1 protein-coding gene and 1 pseudogene are annotated in these 1129 nt (G+C 60.9%); both read left to right on the top strand.

All coding sequences use genetic code 11. From position 1 onward, the window contains the following. Positions 1–321: 321 nt before the first annotated feature. A complete protein-coding gene (locus BP858_RS05955) occupies positions 322–864 on the top strand; it encodes a hypothetical protein (protein ID WP_074175791.1) in 543 nt (180 codons plus the stop codon). Between the two features lie 31 nt (positions 865–895). After that, positions 896–1129 (top strand): annotated as a pseudogene (locus tag BP858_RS05960) (transcriptional regulator); the annotation flags it as partial.

Genomic DNA, 1129 nt, shown 5'->3' on the forward strand with positions numbered 1-1129 from the left:
GGTGGCGATCGCTCACCCCGCATCAGGACCCGCACCATAAGGTGAAACGGTCCACTGGTCGATTTTGGTGCGGTACATGCCGAAACCCGGTGCGCCGGCGTACACGCATCACCCCCCACCGCCACCACCGGGCCCGGTAATCGCCCGGGTTCTGCAATCCCCGGCAATTCGTCCGGTTACCGGTCCCTGGTACCGTTGGCTCGAAGGGGGGCGGTGAGGGTCAATTTCCACTGGAGATGTCCCGGTCCATCCATATTACCAACATAAACCTTCAATTTGACGATATCAACGGTTCCAACCCCCCGATGACAATTCAACGCGATGGAGAGAAAGGTTAAGGTCAGGGACCTGGACGTAATGCATGGTGATCTCATGAGCGTAGCGAAACGCAGTGAGTACGTTGCAGAAAGAATGCTTCTTGTCCTCCTGCTCATCGCACTCCTTCTCGTCCCCGGCGCCACGGCCCAGTCCTGCACGCCCGCCACCGGGATTGCGGTAACGCCTGTCGCCGACGTCGGCGACGGCGTGGAGGTCCAGTCGATCGTCGGCACGATACACCCGGGCGAGTACCAGACCATCGAGAAGCCGGTGCCGACAGGTGTAAGAAGCATTGTGGTCAACCTTGACTGGAGCGGGCACCAGCATCCAGGAACCGATTCGCTTACCCTGACCATAACCCTGCCGGGGAGCGCCGCGCTCGGTCCCTACCATGACGGTGCCGACGGGAGGACGGACGAGAAGATGGCCCTCACCCTCTCAGGGTCCTATTCCCTGCCGTCTGGCACGTGGAAATTCCTGATCTTCGGGGAAGACGTTCCGGAGGAGGGAACGGAGTATACGCTGAATGTCGTCTATTACTACTGAGGGGTGCCGGGCCCCCGCAAGGGGCTGGACCGTGCACAGGGCAGCTCTCCTGCTCATATTCCTGGCCCTGCTCCTCCTCTGGAGCCCGGCGGCGGCGAAGATCATCGTCGAACCAGGCCCCGCCGAACTCCCTACTGATGGGATAAACGTCGACGACGAACGGTTCGTGCCGGTCTGGCAGGCCTACTCGCCGTTGGAATTCCTCACCATCGTCCTCCTTATCCACTGCCCGCTCCTTGCGGTGCCCTTCGAGATCATCTGTTCA

It is taken from the genome of Methanoculleus sp. UBA413, assembly GCF_002502935.1.
Lineage (GTDB): Archaea > Halobacteriota > Methanomicrobia > Methanomicrobiales > Methanoculleaceae > Methanoculleus > Methanoculleus bourgensis.